17 protein-coding genes are annotated in these 15,384 nt (G+C 65.3%); 10 read left to right on the forward strand and 7 right to left on the reverse strand.

All coding sequences use genetic code 11. The features are described from left to right. Positions 1-133 precede the first annotated feature (133 nt). Positions 134-721: a DUF2239 family protein gene (locus tag AC1DSF_RS12700; RefSeq protein ID WP_478123229.1), complete on the reverse strand. Its 588-nt coding sequence runs from the start codon at positions 719-721 to the stop codon at positions 134-136. A gap of 61 nt (positions 722-782) precedes the next feature. Further along, the gene (locus AC1DSF_RS12705; protein WP_478123230.1) at positions 783-1,280 is read right to left on the reverse strand and encodes a hypothetical protein; all 498 of its coding nucleotides are present in this window, start codon (positions 1,278-1,280) and stop codon (positions 783-785) included. Between the two features lie 150 nt (positions 1,281-1,430). On the opposite strand from AC1DSF_RS12705, the gene AC1DSF_RS12710 reads away from it, so the two are divergent. The 3 genes from AC1DSF_RS12710 (at position 1,431) to AC1DSF_RS12720 (ending at position 5,204) form a co-directional block, all read left to right on the forward strand. Next, a complete protein-coding gene (locus AC1DSF_RS12710; RefSeq protein WP_478182931.1) occupies positions 1,431-3,785 on the forward strand; it encodes a Tex family protein in 2,355 nt (784 codons plus the stop codon). 52 nt (positions 3,786-3,837) lie between these two features. Next, positions 3,838-4,908 (forward strand): patatin-like phospholipase domain-containing protein, encoded by a 1,071-nt coding sequence (locus AC1DSF_RS12715; protein ID WP_478182932.1) that lies wholly within the window; start codon positions 3,838-3,840, stop codon positions 4,906-4,908. Positions 4,909-4,982: 74 nt separating this feature from the next. Next, on the forward strand, positions 4,983-5,204 hold the full coding sequence (locus tag AC1DSF_RS12720; protein WP_478123233.1) for a hypothetical protein: 222 nt from the start codon (positions 4,983-4,985) through the stop codon (positions 5,202-5,204). 8 nt (positions 5,205-5,212) lie between these two features. Here the strand turns inward: AC1DSF_RS12720 and AC1DSF_RS12725 are convergent, their stop codons facing one another. Genes AC1DSF_RS12725 through AC1DSF_RS12740 form a run of 4 tightly spaced genes read right to left on the reverse strand, consistent with a single transcriptional unit; the run spans position 5,213 to position 8,064 of the window. Continuing rightward, positions 5,213-5,578, reverse strand: coding sequence for a nitrile hydratase accessory protein (locus AC1DSF_RS12725; RefSeq protein WP_478123234.1), 366 nt, complete (start codon positions 5,576-5,578; stop codon positions 5,213-5,215). After that, complete coding sequence (gene nthB, locus AC1DSF_RS12730; protein WP_478182933.1) at positions 5,575-6,243, reverse strand: nitrile hydratase subunit beta; 669 nt, start codon at positions 6,241-6,243, stop codon at positions 5,575-5,577. Before nthB ends, AC1DSF_RS12725 begins: the two co-directional genes overlap by 4 nt. Continuing rightward, positions 6,240-6,893: a nitrile hydratase subunit alpha gene (gene nthA / locus AC1DSF_RS12735; RefSeq protein ID WP_478182934.1), complete on the reverse strand. Its 654-nt coding sequence runs from the start codon at positions 6,891-6,893 to the stop codon at positions 6,240-6,242. Before nthA ends, nthB begins: the two co-directional genes overlap by 4 nt. A 34-nt stretch (positions 6,894-6,927) precedes the next feature. Continuing rightward, positions 6,928-8,064, reverse strand: coding sequence for an iron-containing alcohol dehydrogenase (locus tag AC1DSF_RS12740; protein ID WP_478143020.1), 1,137 nt, complete (start codon positions 8,062-8,064; stop codon positions 6,928-6,930). A 142-nt stretch (positions 8,065-8,206) separates the two neighbouring features. Between AC1DSF_RS12740 and AC1DSF_RS12745 the strand changes: the two genes are divergently transcribed. The 3 genes from AC1DSF_RS12745 (at position 8,207) to AC1DSF_RS12755 (ending at position 10,862) form a co-directional block, all read left to right on the forward strand. Further along, positions 8,207-9,142: an alpha/beta hydrolase gene (locus AC1DSF_RS12745; protein WP_478143019.1), complete on the forward strand. Its 936-nt coding sequence runs from the start codon at positions 8,207-8,209 to the stop codon at positions 9,140-9,142. Beyond that, complete coding sequence (locus tag AC1DSF_RS12750; protein WP_478123238.1) at positions 9,139-10,014, forward strand: YbgC/FadM family acyl-CoA thioesterase; 876 nt, start codon at positions 9,139-9,141, stop codon at positions 10,012-10,014. The genes AC1DSF_RS12745 and AC1DSF_RS12750 overlap by 4 nt, the downstream gene beginning before the upstream one ends. A gap of 119 nt (positions 10,015-10,133) precedes the next feature. Next, the gene (locus AC1DSF_RS12755; RefSeq protein ID WP_478123239.1) at positions 10,134-10,862 is read left to right on the forward strand and encodes an alpha/beta fold hydrolase; all 729 of its coding nucleotides are present in this window, start codon (positions 10,134-10,136) and stop codon (positions 10,860-10,862) included. Between the two features lie 368 nt (positions 10,863-11,230). On the opposite strand, the gene ygfZ is transcribed toward AC1DSF_RS12755, so the two are convergent. Beyond that, positions 11,231-12,154: a CAF17-like 4Fe-4S cluster assembly/insertion protein YgfZ gene (gene ygfZ / locus AC1DSF_RS12760; protein WP_478123240.1), complete on the reverse strand. Its 924-nt coding sequence runs from the start codon at positions 12,152-12,154 to the stop codon at positions 11,231-11,233. An 86-nt stretch (positions 12,155-12,240) separates the two neighbouring features. On the opposite strand from ygfZ, the gene mltG reads away from it, so the two are divergent. From mltG to AC1DSF_RS12780, 4 genes are read left to right on the forward strand one after another with little or no spacing between them, the layout of a single operon-like run. Further along, a complete protein-coding gene (mltG, locus tag AC1DSF_RS12765; protein WP_478123241.1) occupies positions 12,241-13,263 on the forward strand; it encodes an endolytic transglycosylase MltG in 1,023 nt (340 codons plus the stop codon). Next, positions 13,260-13,919 (forward strand): dTMP kinase, encoded by a 660-nt coding sequence (tmk, locus tag AC1DSF_RS12770; protein ID WP_478123242.1) that lies wholly within the window; start codon positions 13,260-13,262, stop codon positions 13,917-13,919. The genes mltG and tmk overlap by 4 nt, the downstream gene beginning before the upstream one ends. Next, positions 13,916-14,935, forward strand: a complete 1,020-nt coding sequence (locus AC1DSF_RS12775) for a DNA polymerase III subunit delta' (protein ID WP_478123243.1) — start codon at positions 13,916-13,918, stop codon at positions 14,933-14,935. The genes tmk and AC1DSF_RS12775 overlap by 4 nt, the downstream gene beginning before the upstream one ends. After that, positions 14,932-15,306 (forward strand): PilZ domain-containing protein, encoded by a 375-nt coding sequence (locus AC1DSF_RS12780; RefSeq protein WP_478123244.1) that lies wholly within the window; start codon positions 14,932-14,934, stop codon positions 15,304-15,306. The genes AC1DSF_RS12775 and AC1DSF_RS12780 overlap by 4 nt, the downstream gene beginning before the upstream one ends. The last annotated feature ends 78 nt before the right edge of the window (positions 15,307-15,384 follow it).

Below are 15,384 nucleotides of genomic sequence, written 5' to 3' on the forward strand. Positions count from 1 at the left end.
CGTGGGTTGGCATGCGATGCGATCGGCGGCGGCACCGGATCGGACACCGACGCGGGCGGCGCGGCGATTTCGCCGGCATGCTGGATGTCGTCCGCATCCATGGCAGTGGTTCCGGCGGTCTGGATCGGCGGCTTCATGGGGCGCTCCATGCCGCGGCGGCGAGTTTGTTCAGGTGCGTTCGCAAATCGCCGGGCCAGGGGTCGATGAGCTCGTCGAATCGCTCGCGCTCGCCCGCAAAGAGCGCGCGGGTGGCTTCCTCGAAGCCGGGCAGGTCGCCTGCGATGGCGGTCATGAATCGATAGGTGGCTTCGCGCGCGGCGCGCGTCGCATCGCGATCGGCGTGGACGTGGCGCGCCTCGTCCACGAGACGGCGCAGGGCCACCGAGGCTCCGCCGGGTTGGCGCGCGAGCCAGTCCCAATGGCGCGGCAACAGCGTGACTTCGCGTGCCACCACGCCGAGCTTTGGCCGGCCGACGCTGCGTGCGGACTGCTCGTCTGCCGAGGACGTTTGTGAACCAACCACGGCTTCGTCGCGCAGATCGAGGTCCAGGCGTTCGCCCGTGGCGTCATCGAAAACAAAGGGCGGCGTCGAGTCTGCGCGCTTGTTCTGTTTGCGCAACTGGGCAATGACCTGCGAGCGCGGGCCGGAAGCGACGCACCGGAATCCCGCAAAAGCCGTCAGATGGGATTCAGGGGGAGATTCGGAAGCGGATGATTTCATGGGCGCGAATAATACCCGGGCAAAAAAGATCCTGCAATCTACCCGGATGAAACTTTACAAGTCAGGGCGCGCGCCGCACGTTGCGCCACCAGCGGCGCGTGTCGTTCCTCACGCGCCGGCCCGCCCGCCAAGGCGCGCTTTGCCGCACGAGCGAAAGCAGGTTGTCCTTCCATGTCTTCCAGCGCGGATACCAGCGCGCGAACCAAGGAATGCGCATCAGCGCCGGTTCGACCAACTGAAACAGCCGAGCCAGGATCGCGGTCCCCGTTACCTTGGCGGCAAGCAGCAGAAGCAGCGCACTCTTGGCGTGCCCCTCGGCCAGCAGGAACAAGCCCAGCAGCTTGACCGGGAACAGCAGCAGCATCGGCGAAAAGAAAACCAGCACCGCACCCCATGGCGGCAATCGCCGCACCGAGTTTTCCGCGCGCGCCCAGATCGGCAGCCGAGCGAACTGCGCCACAAGCCTTGCGAGCGGATCCCAGCCCCATTCCTCGAACAGCAGCACCGGCACGAGCACGATGATGAGGAGCGTCTGCGGGAGATTTTTGAGGAAGCGCATTGCGGACCATTTTGGCCGCGCACCTGCCGCCGAACAACAACTACTGAGAGCCCGCCCACGCCTTTCGGACCCTCTGCCAGCGCGTAAACTTCTGCCCTTTATTCGCAAGGCGCCCGATGGCGGTGCCGGACTCGGGGACGTTCTTCAGACATGCAAAAGATCATTCGCCAGCTCGCGGCCGAGATCAAGGTTGGTGAGCACCAGGTGAAGGCTGCCGTCGACCTGCTCGACGGTGGCGCCACCGTGCCTTTCATCGCGCGCTACCGCAAGGAGGCCACGGACGGCCTCGACGACATCCAGCTGCGTGAACTGGAGGTGCGCCTTTCCTATCTGCGCGAACTCGAAGACCGACGTGCCGCGGTGTTGAAGAGCATCGACGAACAGGGCAAGCTCACGCCCGAATTGCGCGCCGCGATCGATGCCGTACCGACCAAGCAGGAGCTCGAAGATCTGTATCTTCCCTTCAAGCCCAAGCGCCGCACCAAGGGGCAGATGGCGCGCGAAGCAGGCATCGAGCCGCTGGCGGACAAGCTCTTTGCCGATCCGGCCTTGAATCCGGCAGAAGAGGCCGCTGCATTCGTGAAGCCGGCCGCCGACGGCCTCGATTTCTCGACGGTGCAACTGGTGCTCGATGGGGTCCGAGACATCCTGTCCGAGCGCTGGGCCGAAGATGCGGTGCTTGTGCAACGCCTGCGCGAGTGGCTCTGGTCCGAAGGTCTCTTCAAGTCGAGCCTGATGGCGGGCAAGGACGAGAACAACGCGGACATCGCCAAGTTTCGCGATTACTTCGACTACGACGAGCCGATCGGCCGCGTGCCGTCACACCGTGCGCTCGCGGTGTTCCGCGGACGCACACAAGAAATCCTGGACGCAAAGCTCGTGCTGCCGGTCGAGCCCGAGCCGGGCAAGCCTTCGATTGCGGAAGGCAAGATCGCGCTGCATCTGGGCTGGAGCCATGCGGGCCGTCCGGCCGATGACCTGATTCGCAAGTGCGTTGCGTGGACCTGGCGCGTCAAGCTCGCGCTGTCGACCGAGCGCGACCTGTTCACCCGGCTGCGTGAAGAAGCCGAAAAGGTGGCCATCAAGGTCTTTGCCGACAACCTGCGCGACCTGCTGCTCGCCGCGCCGGCCGGCCAGCGCGTGGTGATGGGGCTCGATCCGGGCATCCGCACCGGCGTCAAGGTCGCGGTGGTCGACGCCACCGGCAAGCTCGTGGAGACGGCGACAGTGTTTCCGCACGAGCCGCGCAAGGACTGGGAAGGCTCGCTGCATACGCTGGGCAAACTGTGTGCCAAGCACAGCGTCAATCTCATCGCCATCGGCAACGGCACCGCAAGCCGCGAAACCGACAAGCTCGCCGCCGATCTCATCAAGCTGCTCGCGAAGATGAGTGCACAAGCCGGCGTCGAGCCGCAGAACGTCGAAAAGGTGGTGGTGAGCGAAGCCGGCGCCTCGGTCTATTCGGCGAGCGAATTCGCGTCGCAGGAAATGCCGGACGTCGACGTGAGCCTGCGCGGCGCGGCCAGCATCGCGCGGCGCTTGCAAGACCCCTTGGCCGAACTGGTGAAGATCGATCCCAAGTCCATCGGTGTGGGCCAGTACCAGCACGATGTGAACCAGAGCGAACTCGCGCGCACGCTGCACGCGGTCGTCGAAGATTGCGTGAACTCCGTCGGCGTCGACCTGAACACCGCCAGCGTGCCTCTGCTGTCGCGTGTGTCCGGCCTGTCAGGGAGCGTCGCCAAGGCAGTGGTGCGCTGGCGCGAGGCCAACGGCGCATTCGCGAGCCGTCAGCAACTGCTGGACGTGAGTGGCTTTGGCGCCAAGACCTTCGAACAAAGCGCGGGCTTCCTGCGCATTCGCGGCGGCGCGAATCCGCTGGACATGACCGGCGTGCATCCGGAAACCTATGCGGTGGTCGAGAAGATGATCGAGAAGACAGGCAAGCCTGTGGCCGAATTGATGGGCCGCGCGGAGATGCTGAAGACGCTCAAGCCGGAGCTTTTCGCGAACGAGAAATTCGGCGTCATCACGGTCAAGGACATCCTCGGCGAACTCGAGAAGCCAGGCCGCGACCCGCGCCCGGACTTCAAGGTGGCGCGCTTCAATGACGGCGTCGAGGACATCAAGGATCTGGTCGAAGGCATGGTGCTCGAAGGCACCGTGAGCAACGTGGCGCAGTTTGGTGCCTTCGTGGACCTGGGTGTGCACCAGGATGGGCTTGTGCACGTCAGCCAGCTTTCGCACAAGTTCGTGAACGACGCGCGCGAGGTCGTGAAGACCGGCGACATCGTCAAAGTCAAGGTGATGGAAGTTGACGTGGCCCGCAAGCGCATCGGGCTGTCGATGAAGCTCGATGCGGCGCCTGCGCGGCGCGATGGTCCGCGCGAAAACCGGTTTGAAGGCGCTGGGCGAGGGCAACAAGGTCCGCGCCGCGACAACTCGCCGCAGCCGGCGGGGCAGATGGCGTCGGCCTTTGCCAAGCTGCAAGGCCTTCGCAAGTAGGCCTCATGTCGCCAATGCTTGCGGGCGCACGATTCTTGCCAGTGCACGGATCATGAAAGCGCTTCGCATCTATGCAGGACCGGCCGCCCGCGAACACATCACGGCGCACGGACTGCGGGCGAAGGATGTGCGAACCATTCCCGGCGCGGCGGGCGGACCCAAGGGCCTCGTCCTGGGGCCCATCGATCGTTTCCTTTTCGGCGATTGGCTCTCGAAGTCCACGCAGCCGATCGATCTGGTCGGGGCGTCGATCGGCGCCTGGAGGCTCGCCAATGCATGCCTCACCGATGCGAAGACAGCGTTCGAGCAGTTCGAGCACGGCTACATCCATCAGCATTTCGAAGTGCCCGAGGGCGAAAAGCGATTGAGCGCCAAGCAGATCAGCGCGCTCTTCGGCGAGGGTCTGCGCGGCTTCTATGGCGGTCGCGCCCACGAGGTGCTGGGCCACTCGCGCTACAGCCTGCACGTGATCACTTCACGAGGACGGCACATCCTTGGCCGGGAGGGGCCCGCGCGCACCCCTGTCGGGTACCTGGGCGCATTCATCACCAACAGCGTGCGACGCAAGAGCCTGGGCGCATGGCTGGAGCGCGTGGTGTTCTCCACGCCGGGCGCCAAGCTGCCTTTTGCAACGCAGGATTTCCGCACGCGCCAGGTCGACCTGATCGAAGACAACTTCGAATTGGCGCTGCAGGCCTCGTGCTCGATCCCGTTCATGCTCGAAGCAGTGCACGACATTCCGGGTGCGCCGCCCGGCGCTTATTGGGATGGCGGCATCACCGATTACCACCTGCATCTGAACTACGCGAACGCGGATGGCGTGGTGTTGTATCCGCATTTCCAGAAGGCGGTGGTTCCGGGCTGGCTCGACAAGGGACTCAAGTGGCGCCACAAGGCCACCGGCTTTCTCGATCGCACGGTGGTGCTTGCGCCCGCACCTGAATGGGTCCGGTCGCTGCCGAACGGAAAGTTGCCGGATCGCAACGATTTCGTGCGCTACGGCAATGATGCGGCCGGCCGAATCGAAGCCTGGAGCACTGCGGCCAAGGAATCGCAGCGGCTGGCGGATGAGCTTGCCGAGTGGCTGCACGCGGACAGCGCAGGCGAGGTTCTGCCGCTTTAGGTTGTGCCGCTTTCGCTTGGATAGGCGGGGCCGCGCGACGGAGCTAAAGTGCCGGAACACCGGAGACACACCCCATGACAGTGACCCGAATCGTCGGATTGATCCTGATCGTTGCGGGCATCGCCGCGCTCGGCATAGACCGGTTCAGCTTCACCCGGGAAACCCATCAACTCAAGCTCGGCCCGCTCCAGTTGTCGGTGAAGGAAAAGCAGGAAGTCGAATTCCCGATCTGGGTTGGCGTGGGTGCCATCGTGCTCGGGGGCGTGCTGCTGGCTTTCGGCGGCAAGAAACCCTGATCCGTCGGCTAGCCGAAATCCTGTTCGCGCAATTCGATCGGCTCACCGTGCGGCGTGCGGTCGGCGGCGTGGTCCCATGCGTCGCGGTAGCGCGCCAGTTCGCCCGGCGAACTCGCGCCCTTGCTCGCTACCAATGTCTCCAGCGCCGCGAGCCAGTGGTGGTAGTAGGTGTCGCCCATGTCTGCATCGCCAGCGGCCTGAGCGGCGCTGATCTGGCTTGCCAGCACATCGGCCCACTCGGGCCAGGTGAACAGGCCGCGCTGATGGAGCGACACTGCCATCGCAAAGGCGTGCGCCTCCCACGGTTCGCGGAACACCGGCTCGATGCCATCCTTCGTCGGCATTCCCGGCAATAGCTGCGCTGCCGTGTTCATTCGGCGGCCTCTGGATCTAGATAGCTTTCCCATGCATCCACGGAAACGCTGAGCCCGGGTGCCGCCTTCGGGCCCCAGAGCGTGTGTCCATTGAAGACCACGGTGTAGAGCCATTGCGGCTGCTCGCCCAGACCTTGCGCGTGCGCATCCGCGAAGACATGCATGCCGTGCAGATGTTCGATGGTGCCGACCTTGCCCTGCGCATAGCCGGGCAAGCGGGTGTGATGCTCGACATGGCCGGCGCGCGTCCGAACCCGTTGGCCGATGGAGAAGCGCGCAGGCGCACTGGCGGGGCGCTCCGCCGATGTGCCTCGCGCCAGCGCGGCCGGGACATCGGCGGCCTGCAGCACGCGTTTGACCGGTTGGGGAGGATGCAGCACGCGCCCACTGGAGAGTTCGTCAGGCAATACCTGCGACCGCTCGGCCATGAGCTTTTCGAGCGCTTCCAGCCATATCTGGTAGTAGCTCATCCGGGCGTAGTTCGGCAGCGTTTCGCGAGCGCTGCGGCTCGCGTCGATGTTCCATGATCCCGTGCCGCCCATGGCCAGCGTCAGCGCCAGCACGCGCGCTTCCCAGTCCGCATGGAAGATTTCGCCCTCGGGTTCGGGCACGATCGCACCCGGCATGTTGCGGCCGCCGATGTCTGCGTGACTGATGTAGGTCATCGTGCGGCCTCCGGCGTGCGCGCCAAGCCAGTGCCGATCATCGAGTCTCGCGTCACCAGTTCGGCCAATGCCTCTTCGCTCCAGCCCTCGGTGCCCCGGGGGCGTTGCGGAACCACGAGATAGCGCACCTCGGCGGTCGAATCCCATACGCGGATGGTCGTCGACCCGGGCAGATGGACACCGAACTCCGACAGCACGCCACGAGGATCCTTGACCGCACGCGATCGATAGGGCGCGCTCTTGTACCAGGTCGGCGGCAGACCGAGCACGGGCCATGGATAGCAACTGCACAGCGTGCAAACCACCATGTGATGACGGTCGTCCGTATTGGCCACCGCGACCATGTGCTCGCCTTGCCGCCCCGTGTAGCCGAGCGAGGCGATCGCGGCGGTGGCGTCTTTCAGCAGCCAGTCGTGGAAGGCTGGATCGCTCCAGGCTTTTGCGACGACACGGGCGCCGTTGCGCGGGCCAATCCGGGTCTTGTAGGTGTCGATGAGCACATCGAGCGCATTGGGATCGATGTAGCCCTTTTGCGTGAGCACGGACTCGAGCGCGCGCACCCGAAGGTCCATCTCGCCCAATTCGCTGTGGTCGCCGTCGTGATCATGCGTGTGATCGTGCGTGTGATCGGGGTGGTGGTCGTGTGCCATGGCCGCATGCTAGCGCCACACGGCCGTGGGTGCTCTACATCGACTCTTCCAGCATCTGCCGATAGTCCTCTCGCGTGGCGAGCCGCGGGTTGGTCTTGTGGCAGTGGTCCGCCATGGCGCCGTCGATCACCTGCTCGAAGATCGCGGGGGTCACCCCGACTTCGGCCAGCCCTTTGGGCAGTTCGAGCCGCCCGCACATGTCGCGGATCGCCTCGCCCAGGTCGCCGGCTGAATCCAGGTGCATGGCCTGCGCCATCCGAAGCAGGCGCTGGTCCTTCTGCACCGAATCGGCGCCGGCATTGAAGTGGATCACTGCGGGGAGGAAGAGGGCGTTCAGCGTTCCATGGTGCAGGCGCGGGTCGATACCGCCGAGGCTGTGGCTCAGCGAATGCACGCAGCCCAGGCCCTTCTGGAAGGCCATGGCGCCTTGCATCGACGCGCTCATCAGGTTCAGGCGCGCTTCGCGATCGCTGCCGTCCTTGGTGGCCCGTTCGATATGGCCCCAGGCGCGCTCGAGCCCGTCGAGCGCAATCCCGTCTGCCGGCGGATTGAAGGCGGCCGACATGAAAGTCTCCATGCAGTGCGCGATGGCGTCCATGCCCGTGGCGGCGGTCAGCCTTGGCGGCAGCCCCAGCGTGAGTTCGGGGTCGCAGATGGCCGCCTTCGGCATCAGGAACCAGCTGTGGAAGCCCAGCTTGCGGTGATCGTCGACGATCACGATGGCGCCGCGCGCCACTTCGCTGCCGGTGCCGCTGGTCGTGGGGATGGCGATCAGCGGCGCAACGCGATCGGTGATCCTGGCCGAGCCGCCTTCGATGGTGGCGTAGGTCTTGAGCGGGCCTTCATGCGTGGCGGCGATGGCGACGCCCTTCGCGCAATCGATGGCGGAACCGCCTCCGACAGCGATCAAGCCATCGCAGTTGTGGGCGCGATATTGCGCCGCGGCGGCGCGCACCGCGGCTTCCGTCGGGTTGGAAGGCGTCTGGTCGAACACGGTGGCAGGCAAGTCGCCGAGCGCATCGAGCGCCTTCTGTAGGATGCCGGCCGCGCGCACGCCGGCGTCGGTCACCACCAGCGGGCGTTGGATGCCGATGCGCTCGCATTCGCTGCGAAGCAGGCGGACGGCGCCGAATTCGAACTGGATCTGGGTGAGGTACTGGATGAGGGCCATGGGACTTCGGTGTAGTGCAGGCGGTGCGGACAGTGCGGACGGTACGATGCGAGCCCTCGAATCTATCAAGCACATCGCACCTTGCACACTCAAAAAACCCTTGCGCTTGACGCGACCGGGACAGTCGGCGGGCATTGACCGGATGATTGCGCTCACTCCCAAGATGGCCAGCGTGGTCGACCGCATGGCGCGTGCCGGCCGGCCGCCGCTGCACGCCTTGATACCGGCGGAGGCCAAGGCCGTCTACGAAAAAGGCGCTGGCGTGCTCGAAGTACCCAAGCCGCAGCTTGCGCGCGTCGACGATTTCACCATGCCCGCACGCGACGGCTATGCCTTGCCGGCACGCCTGTATGCGCCGTCGGACGCGGTATTGCCGGTGCTGCTGTTCTTTCATGGCGGCGGTTTCACCGTCGGCAGCATTGCCACGCATGACACCTTGTGCCGCGTGTTGAGCCAGAAAAGCGGCTGCGCCGTCGTTTCGGTCGACTACCGCCTGGCGCCGGAACACAAGTTTCCGATTGCATCGAACGACGCGTGGGACGCGCTCGCGCATCTCGCAAACAACGCGGTGCAGTGGGGTCTCGACGGCGCTCGCATCGCGGTCGGCGGCGACAGCGCAGGCGGCACGCTGGCGGCGGTGTGCGCCATTCTTGCGCGCGACGCGGGGATCCCGCTCGCACTGCAATTGCTTTTCTACCCCGGCACGGCCGCGCATCAGGACACGCCGTCGCACAAGAAATACGCTCAAGGCCCGTTGTTGGGCGAGGCACTCATCAGCTATTTCTTCAGCCAGTACGTCAATTCGCCCGCCGATCGCGACGACTGGCGCTTCGCACCGCTGAACGCCGAAGACGTCGAAGGCGTGGCGCCTGCGTGGATCGGTCTGGCCGAATACGATCCGGTCGTCGATGAAGGCGTTGCCTACGCCGACAAACTGCGCGCAGCCGGTGTGCCCGTCGACCTGGAAATCTATCGCGGCGTCATCCACGAATTCGTCAAGATGGGCCGCGCCATCCCCGAAGCGCTGCAGGCGCATGCCGACGCAGCGCGCGCCCTCAAAGAAGCCTTGCAACCATGACCCAAGCTGAACACCTCAAGAAATCCGACTTTCGTTTCTTCCACCGCCTGCGCGTTCGCTGGGCCGAGGTGGACATGCAGAAAATCGTTTTCAACGCGCACTACCTGATGTACTTCGACACCGCCATTGCCGACTATTGGCGCGCGATGGCCTTGCCCTATGAAGAGGCGATGCAGTCGCTTGGCGGCGACCTCTACGTGCGCAAGGCGACGGTCGAGTTCAACGCCTCGGCGCGCGTGGACGATCTGCTCGACGTCGGCATGAAGTGCGTTCGCGTGGGCAATTCGTCAATCCTGTTCGCCGGCGGGCTCTTCCGGGGCGACGAACTGCTGGTGACTTGCGAGTTGGTCTATGTCTATGCCGACCCTGCCACGCAGACTTCGAAGCCGGTGCCGCCCCTGCTGCGCGAAATTCTCATGGGCTTCGAGGCGGGCGAGCCGATGCGCGAGGTTGCAACCGGCAACTGGGATGCGGTCGGGGAGGGCGCGGGCAAGGTCCGGCGCGAAGTCTTCATCGAGGAGCAGCGCATTCCGAAGGAGCTCGAATGGGATGAGCACGACGCCAGCGCGGTGCACGCCGTAGCGCGCAATCGGCTCGGCCAGACAATCGCGACCGGGCGCCTCGTGTCGGAGTCACCCGGCGTAGGCCGCATCGGCCGCATGGCGGTGCACCGCACGCTTCGGGGCGCCGGACACGGTGAGGCCGTGCTGCGCGCGCTCGAAGCCGCCGCGGCAGCGCGAGGTGAACGTGAGGTGGCCCTGCATGCGCAGCACAGTGCGGAAGGCTTCTACGTGCGCCTGGGCTATGCGCCGTCGGGAGAGCCCTTCGAAGAGGCCGGCATCGCGCACATCGAGATGCGACGCAAGCTCTGAGCCTCGCCCGGTTCGCTGCAATTCGCTGCGATTCGCTGTGACTCGCCGGGATTACCCGATGGCCCGCGCCGCGGGCGCCGCTCAAGATGGCCGCTCCTCATCTACCCGGAGACACAGCGATGGCCAACTTTGTTCTCGTCCACGGCGCCTGGCACGGCGGTTGGTGCTACCGGCAAACGGCGGATGCACTTCGCGCGGCCGGACACGCGGTCTTCACGCCCACGCACACCGGCGTCGGTGAGCGGACGCACCAGTCAGCGGAAAACATCACGCTGGAGACTCACATCCGCGACGTTTGCGGCTGCATCGAGTGGGAAGAGTTGAGCGACGTCATCCTCGTCGGCCACTCATATGGCGGCATGGTCATCACGGGTGTGGCGGACCGCATGAGCGAGAAGATCCGATCTCTCGTCTACCTCGATGCCTTCGTGCCCGAGCATGGCGACTCCTTGACCGGCCTTCTGAGCAAGGCATTGGCGCCCGAGGTTGCGGGGCTGTTTCTGGGGTCCTTCCGCGGCACCGCTTTGCAGCACCACAGCGGACTGATGCAGCCGATTCCTGCCGAAATGTTCAATATTGCCCCCGCAAACCGCGCTCGCGTCGACCGGCTCTGCCGCCCGCAGGCGCTCGCGACTTTCGAGATGCCGCTGCTGCTCACGGGCGGCATCGACACGATCAAGGAGCGCCTGTACATCCTCGCGGACAACTGGGACCCGAGTCCTTTCCGCTATTTCGCGGCCAAGACGGAGAAGGCGCCCGGCTGGCGGCTGGTGAAGATGCCGGTCAGCCACGACGTCATGGTCGACATGCCCGAGGAGCTTGCTGCTGAACTGCTCAAGCTTGCCTGAACCGAGTGGCGCACGAGGCCCCGCAAGTGAGTTATCGCTCCTGCAGCATTGTGGAAAAGAGAACGCAGCACGCACCAAGGTGGCGTGCTGCGCCGCATCGGCGCTGCGCACGAAAAGCGTGCTTCTCCCAATGAGGAAAGCGCTTTGTGCACTGCACCAAAAACTGAAAGTCAAGACTTTCTTTTCCCCGCAGCCGGTGCATGACTCTGTGGATAACCCCCTGAGCATCTTTCCGGAGCCGCATCCCGCTTGGCTTCCACTGCGATGCTCATCGAACGGGCAGTTGCTTCCGGGGCTGAAGTTTTTTTCTGTCGCGAGGGGTTCGGCAGAAGGGCCGGCTGTGGTAATGCGGCGGCCGGGGCAAGGCGCTAAATGTCTTCGACCAGCGGATAGGGCAGCGGCTCGACGGTAAGCGCCGGCCCCTCGGCCGAGCGTGCATGCAGGCCGCCGGCGTCGATGGCGGCGATCTGGATCGAGATCAGCCCGGCCCACCCGCCATCTGGCGCGGGCGCGGCCTGCGCCACAGTGCCGACGGGTTGCTCCGCGTCGCTGGCGGCGAAGACTTCCTGGCCGGCAGCAATCTCGTCGCTGGCCTGCACGAGATAAGTGCGCCGCTTCAATGTGCCGCGAAACTGGCTGCGCGCCACCACTTCCTGCCCCGGATAGCATCCCTTCTTGAAGTTCACGCCGCCGACCGACTCATAGTTGATCATCTGCGGCACGAACGCTTCGACCACGGGCGCGGTGAGGGTCACGATGCCGCTTCGCACTTCGCTCCACTGCCAGAGCGCGGGATCGAGCACCGCACCTTGAGGCGCGGCCTGGCCGGCCGGCGCGATCCACAGCGCGCGCGGAACGCCATCGGACGGGTAGAGGGTGACGGCATGCGCCTCGCCGACGGCAACGGACCGTCCCGGAAGCCCGGCCGGATCCACGCCGTTCGCGGTCAAGGCGGTGCCGGCAAGGCCGTAAAGCGCGTAGTCGCCGGTCGCGTCCGTCAGCTTTGCCTTGGCGCGCAGCACGAACATCGACAGCCGCTTGAGCGTCGCGGCGAGGATGTCGCGGCTGCATATCAGCAGGACGCGCTCGGGTTGCGGCCGGATGCCGATGAAGCTCGCGATGGCGCGGCCCTTGGCCGTGCAAAGTGCCGCAAGACGCGCCTCCGAGGCATCGAGCAAGGCGAAGTCCTGGGTGAGCTGGCCATGCAGGAAGCTGGCGGCATCGGGGCCCTCGGCGCGGATCACACCAAGGTGAGAAAGGGCGGTGGCGCCATTCAAAACGACTGAGGTCATCGCTGAATTATCATGGCCGGCTCCGTTCCGTTCGGTCCGCAGGGCTTCCTCTTATTTCTGTCTGATCGCTTCCTTCGTCGGAATCCGTGCGTCGCTTCTTTCTCACCATTTTTCTGCTGGCATCCTTTGTCGCGCTGGGTCTCGGCGCGGCGGGGCTTTGGTGGCTCAATCAGCCGCTGCGTTTGCCGGCGCCGAGCGTCGATCTGTCGATCGAGCCTGGCACCACGCCCAAGGGCATCGCCCAAGCCGTCGTCGATACGGGCGTCGACGTACCGCCCCAACTGCTCTATTTGTGGTTTCGCTTTTCCGGTCAAGACCGGCAAATGCGCGCCGGCAGCTACGAATTGGACCGGGGCATCACGCCCCGAACGCTGCTCAGCGTGCTCGTGCGCGGCGAAGAGGCAACGCGAAGCCTTGTGCTCGTCGAAGGCTGGAACTTCCGTCAGGTACGCGCTGCATTGGCAAAGGCGGACCAGTTGAAGCCCGACACGCTGGGTCAATCCGACGAGGAAATCATGGCGCGCCTCGGCAGGGCGGGGATGCACCCGGAGGGGCGCTTCTTCCCTGACACCTACACCTATTCCAAAGGATCGACGGACTTCGCGTTGCTCCAGAGGGCCATGCGCGCGATGGACAAGAAGCTCGACGCCGCGTGGGCCGCTCGTTCACCGAATATCTCCGTCAAAACGCCCGATGAGGCGCTGATCCTCGCCAGCATTGTCGAAAAGGAGACAGGCAAGGCCCAGGACCGCGCCGAGGTTGCCGCGGTCTTTCACAACCGGCTGCGCATCGGAATGCCGCTGCAGACCGATCCCACCGTCATCTATGGCATGGGCACGCGCTTCGACGGCAATCTGCGCAAGAAGGATTTGCAGACGGACACCCCGTGGAACACCTACACGCACAACGGCCTGCCGCCGACCCCGATCGCAATGCCGGGCAAGGCTGCTTTGCTTGCCGCGGTACAGCCGGCGCAGAGCAAGTCGCTGTATTTCGTTTCTCGCGGGGACGGAACCAGCCAGTTCAGCGGCTCACTCGATGAGCACAACAGGGCGGTGAACCGCTATCAGCGCGGCGCTACCGATCCGAACCAGCGGAGTGGTCAATGAAGGGGCTTTTCCTCACACTCGAAGGCATCGACGGTGCCGGCAAATCGAGCCACATCGATGCGCTCGAAGCGCTCTTCAAGGCGCAGGGGCGGCAGGTCACTCGCACGCGCGAGCCCGGCGGCACCCCATTGGCCGAAACGCTGCGCACGCAGATCCTCGATCAGCCGATGGATGCGCTGACCGAAACGCTGCTGGTGTTCGCGGCGCGGCGCGACCATGTCGTGCGAGTCATCGTGCCGGCTCTGGCGCGAGGCGACGTGGTGCTTTGCGACCGCTTCACCGATGCGACATTCGCCTACCAGGGGGCCGGGCGCGGGTTCGATCCGCTCGTGCTTTCAGTCCTTGAAGAATGGGTGCAGTCGCAGCCCGCGTCCCTAGACGGCGCGCTGCTTCAGCCCGACATCACGCTGTGGTTCGACCTGGCGCCTGAAGCCGCCGCCGAGCGCCTGGCCGGAGCACGCGTGCCGGACAAGTTCGAGTCGCAGCCGGTCGAGTTCTTTCGCCGTGTGGCGGCTGGCTACGCCGAACGCGCAGAGCGTGCGCCGCGCTTCGCCCGCATCGATGCCGCGCAACCCCGTGAACGCGTGTGGCAGCAGATCGAGCAGGAACTGGCACGGCGTGGTCTTGTCAGCCCACCGATCGAAAGTGCGCCTTGAACGCGGACACCCTGTCTCCCTGGTTGCGCAAACCCTTGGCCGAACTGCTGCGCCAACGCGGACATGCGTGGCTGCTGCAAGGTCCGTCGGGCCTCGGCCAATATGAACTGGGCCTCGCGCTGGCTGCCGCATGGCTGTGCGAGAACCCGGACGAAACGCACGGACGCGGCGCCTGCGGCCATTGCCCAAGCTGCCACGCCATTCAGGTTCGAACGCACGCCGACCTGTGCATGCTCATGCCCGAGGTCGCCATGCAGGAACTCGGCTGGCCGCTCGATGAAAAGGCGCAGTCCGACATCGACGACAAGAAGCGAAAGCCAAGCCGCGAGATTCGCGTCGAAGCCATGCGCGATGCCGTCGGCTTTGCGCAGCGCACGAGTGCGCGGGGCCGCGGAAAGGTCGTGTTCGTGTATCCGGCCGAGCGCATGAACACCATCACCGCCAACGCGCTGCTGAAAACCCTGGAAGAGCCTGTCGGCGATGTGCGCTTCGTGCTCGCGAGCGAGGCGGCCTGGCAGCTGCTGCCGACCATCCGCAGCCGCTGCCTCGGCTTCACGCTGCCGTGGCCGGAAGAGGGCGAGGCGCGGGACTGGCTGGTCGAGCAGGGCATACCCGCGGGCGACGCCGTCGCGTTACTGCGCGCTGCAGGCGGCCGCCCGAGCGATGCCTTGCGACTGGCGAGCCAGGGGCAGTCGCCCCAGGCCTGGGGGATGTTGCCGAAGGCCATGTCGCGCGGAGATGTCAGCGCCCTGGCCGACCGCGCACCGGCGCAAGCCATTGGGGCGCTCCAAAAACTCTGCCATGACCTGATGGCTGCGGACAGTGGTGCCGCACCGCGGTTTTTCGACGCGGCAGACTTGCCGCTGCTGCCGTCGCGGATGGCTTTGGCCCGCTGGTCGAGGTCGCTCGCGAATGCGGCAAAAACCGCAGAACATCCTTTCAATGCGGGACTCATGATCGAGGCGCTTGTGAGCGAGGCGCGAACCACCCTAAACTCGGCACGCCGCCGCCCATGAACACACCAGCCACACCCGCCCCGTCCGCGCCTGTCAGGCCCAGCGTCATCCAGCTCGCCATCAAGGAAAAAGGGGCGCTCTACGCGGCCTACATTCCCTTGTTCGCTGAAGGCGGGATCTTCATTCCGACGTCGCGGGAATACCGGCTCGGCGACGACGTCTATGTGCTCCTCACGCTGCCCGACGATCCGCAGCGCTATCCGATTGCAGGCAAAGTGGCGTGGATCACCCCGGCCCGTGCCGCCGGAAACCGGGCGCCGGGCGTGGGCATCCGTTTTCCGTCGGATGAGAAGTCGCGACAGTTGAAGTTGCGCATCGAAGAGGCGCTCGGCGGCACGATGGCATCCGACCGGCCAACCCAAACCATCTGATCCGGGCCCCGCTCTTTCCCGACGCGGACAGCGGACCGTACGCGGCGCCCCACGCGCCGCAATTCAACATTCCGATTC

This window comes from Variovorax sp. 01N429, from assembly GCF_056399425.1.

What these genes read in the sequence shown, in the direction of transcription:
- AC1DSF_RS12755 (WP_478123239.1), top strand. Translation starts at nt 10,134, where the DNA reads ATGGCCAACTTTGTTCTCGTCCACGGCGCCTGGCACGGCGGTTGGTGC.
- ygfZ (WP_478123240.1), bottom strand. Translation starts at nt 12,154, where the DNA reads ATGACCTCAGTCGTTTTGAATGGCGCCACCGCCCTTTCTCACCTTGGT.
- AC1DSF_RS12745 (WP_478143019.1), top strand. Translation starts at nt 8,207, where the DNA reads ATGATTGCGCTCACTCCCAAGATGGCCAGCGTGGTCGACCGCATGGCG.
- AC1DSF_RS12715 (WP_478182932.1), top strand. Translation starts at nt 3,838, where the DNA reads ATGAAAGCGCTTCGCATCTATGCAGGACCGGCCGCCCGCGAACACATC.
- nthA (WP_478182934.1), bottom strand. Translation starts at nt 6,893, where the DNA reads ATGGCACACGACCACCACCCCGATCACACGCACGATCACACGCATGAT.
- AC1DSF_RS12740 (WP_478143020.1), bottom strand. Translation starts at nt 8,064, where the DNA reads ATGGCCCTCATCCAGTACCTCACCCAGATCCAGTTCGAATTCGGCGCC.
- AC1DSF_RS12780 (WP_478123244.1), top strand. Translation starts at nt 14,932, where the DNA reads ATGAACACACCAGCCACACCCGCCCCGTCCGCGCCTGTCAGGCCCAGC.
- AC1DSF_RS12725 (WP_478123234.1), bottom strand. Translation starts at nt 5,578, where the DNA reads ATGAACACGGCAGCGCAGCTATTGCCGGGAATGCCGACGAAGGATGGC.
- AC1DSF_RS12700 (WP_478123229.1), bottom strand. Translation starts at nt 721, where the DNA reads ATGAAATCATCCGCTTCCGAATCTCCCCCTGAATCCCATCTGACGGCT.
- tmk (WP_478123242.1), top strand. Translation starts at nt 13,260, where the DNA reads ATGAAGGGGCTTTTCCTCACACTCGAAGGCATCGACGGTGCCGGCAAA.
- AC1DSF_RS12720 (WP_478123233.1), top strand. Translation starts at nt 4,983, where the DNA reads ATGACAGTGACCCGAATCGTCGGATTGATCCTGATCGTTGCGGGCATC.
- AC1DSF_RS12750 (WP_478123238.1), top strand. Translation starts at nt 9,139, where the DNA reads ATGACCCAAGCTGAACACCTCAAGAAATCCGACTTTCGTTTCTTCCAC.
- AC1DSF_RS12705 (WP_478123230.1), bottom strand. Translation starts at nt 1,280, where the DNA reads ATGCGCTTCCTCAAAAATCTCCCGCAGACGCTCCTCATCATCGTGCTC.
- AC1DSF_RS12710 (WP_478182931.1), top strand. Translation starts at nt 1,431, where the DNA reads ATGCAAAAGATCATTCGCCAGCTCGCGGCCGAGATCAAGGTTGGTGAG.
- nthB (WP_478182933.1), bottom strand. Translation starts at nt 6,243, where the DNA reads ATGACCTACATCAGTCACGCAGACATCGGCGGCCGCAACATGCCGGGT.